A 2,001-nucleotide genomic window follows, 5' to 3' on the forward strand; every position below is an offset into this window, starting at 1 on the left:
GATTAGTGGACAAAGTTATCGGTTAAAAGACAAGCTAAAAAGCGGTCAGCTACATAAAAAATTGAAAGCGGAACTGAGCGAGTAAATTAAAGGGGGTGGATCAGTTTTACTTTAGCAAAGTGGATCAGAATTCAATTGGCATTGACACCATCCTCACAATTTCCCGCTTGACCGCTGTTTTTTGCAACGACGGGCACGCGAAGTACACCATTGGCTGATGTTGTCGGGGTGGTTGTGGTGTAGAATTGCCCATTATCGCGGTGTATTTCCGTATAAGAAGGTATTGATATGCTATTTTGTACACCTTCCCAACGAACAAATCCGCTCGCTTTGGTGGCCCCTTTGCGGGGACAACGCTTGATATTACCGTGTCGGGTCAACCAGTCTTCATCGGCCAAATCCGGTAAAATATTACGTGCCAGATAATCGATATAGCCGTACAGGGTATGAATAGCCGCCGCCTGCACTCTGGCGTACACCTCGGCATCGAGACGGCGCAAAACGTTATCTTCATTAAATCGCGTGAGCAGATCACCGCGAATGGTGTCTATCAGTTGTGGCAGTGTCGGGCGCGAAAAACCGCTAGTTTGCATGGATCACGCTCCACAAATTGTTGATGGTCATCGTTTTTATGTGATGGTCAGGTAAGGTCAGTGTGACGGTTGCGGTTAATTTATCGATGCCTGAGCGCACTACCTCAATATCGACACGAAGCGCCACCCCGTCCTCCGTCATCCACTTGAGCGCCTGAGCAATATATTCCTTCGCTTTTTGCGCAGTCTGATGAGTTAAGGTTGTGCGTTTCAGCAGATGCAATCGAGAGCCAATCCGGTCATTTTGTACCGTCGGCCAGGTATCACCCCACCACCCAAACGGCGTATCCGTGTTATCATCCGGTCCAGCGCGTCGCCAGGTGAACAGCGAAATAATGACGGCACGGTTTAATCGGTCATCATGTTGAATAGGGATGGCTGTCATATTATTTCATGCCTTGAGTGGGTGTGCCGGTCATGCCGCCGCTATCGCCTTTGTGGGTATGGCCGTTATACTGAGTTCGCATGGTATTCATTGAACCGGCTTTATCTTGCACCTCCGCAGCAGACGTAATCGATTTCTCCGCCTTGATTGCACCGGATGTTTCAATTAATGGGGTATTCAGTACCACCTTGTTTTTAGCGTTCAGAATGAACGTCTCTGTCGTCGCTTCGATTAACCGGCCACGCTTCAGCATGATGCTGTCACCTTCGTCCGTGTAGATCGCCACCTCTCCTTCTTTCAGCCCCTTGAGCCGATAGCGTCGGTCAGCGATGTTAATCACAATGCCATGTGACCTATCACCAGCGAGAAATAGCGCCACACCTTCGGCACCGGAATGAGCCGTCGAGGTAAAGCCGTAAGGCTCGAGATATTCCATGCCCGCTTTTGTATCGCCTGCCATCATTGCAACATCTACTTGTTGACAGGCTGGTGTACTATTCAGCCGTTGAACGACTGCCCGTGACCAGAGACGCGCAAGGCCGCGCTGCAAAGTAGAAAAAAAATTTTGCATAATTCACTCATTAATAGGTTAAACTAAAGAAAAAACAGGAGATTCCAAAATGGGCCAAGTTGCATTTGATACACTACAAGCATCAGAAGAATTGCAAACGGCTGGACTTACCAGCCAGCAAGCTAAGGCTATCTCGCTTGTCGTACGCAAATCCCATGAGGTTGCTGATGTGGCAACTAAAGCGGATATTGCAGAAGTTAAGCGTGATATATCTGATGTTAGAAAAGAAATAGCTGATGTCCGTAAGGATCTATCTGCTGAAATAGCTGATGTCCGTAAGGATCTATCTGCTGAAATAGCTGATGYCCGYAAGGATYTATCYGCWGAAATAGCTRATGTYCGTAAGGATMTRKCTGCTGAAATAGCTGATGTCCGTAAGGATCTATCTGCTGAAATAGCTGATGCCCGCAAGGATTTATCCGCAGAAATAGCTAATGTTCGTAAGGATATGG

At 47.7% G+C, this 2,001-nt stretch carries 2 protein-coding genes and 2 pseudogenes; 1 reads left to right on the top strand and 3 read right to left on the bottom strand.

What is annotated here, in order from left to right; genetic code table 11:
* Window positions 1–143: 143 nt before the first annotated feature.
* The 3 genes and pseudogenes from CBG25_RS11615 to CBG25_RS11625 all read right to left on the bottom strand — a co-directional run.
* Window positions 144–593 (bottom strand): annotated as a pseudogene (locus CBG25_RS11615) (baseplate J/gp47 family protein); the annotation flags it as partial.
* The gene (locus CBG25_RS11620) at window positions 583–978 is read right to left on the bottom strand and encodes a phage GP46 family protein (RefSeq protein WP_290606779.1); all 396 of its coding nucleotides are present in this window, start codon (window positions 976–978) and stop codon (window positions 583–585) included. The gene CBG25_RS11620 and the pseudogene CBG25_RS11615, both read right to left, overlap by 11 nt.
* Before the next feature lies 1 nt (window position 979).
* Complete coding sequence (locus CBG25_RS11625) at window positions 980–1,549, bottom strand: phage baseplate assembly protein V (RefSeq protein WP_290606781.1); 570 nt, start codon at window positions 1,547–1,549, stop codon at window positions 980–982.
* Window positions 1,550–1,598: 49 nt separating this feature from the next.
* On the opposite strand from CBG25_RS11625, the pseudogene CBG25_RS11630 reads away from it, so the two are divergent.
* A pseudogene (locus tag CBG25_RS11630) lies at window positions 1,599–2,001 on the top strand (hypothetical protein); the annotation flags it as partial.

This window comes from Arsenophonus sp. ENCA, assembly GCF_002287155.1.
Taxonomy (GTDB): Bacteria; Pseudomonadota; Gammaproteobacteria; order Enterobacterales; family Enterobacteriaceae; genus Arsenophonus; species Arsenophonus nilaparvatae.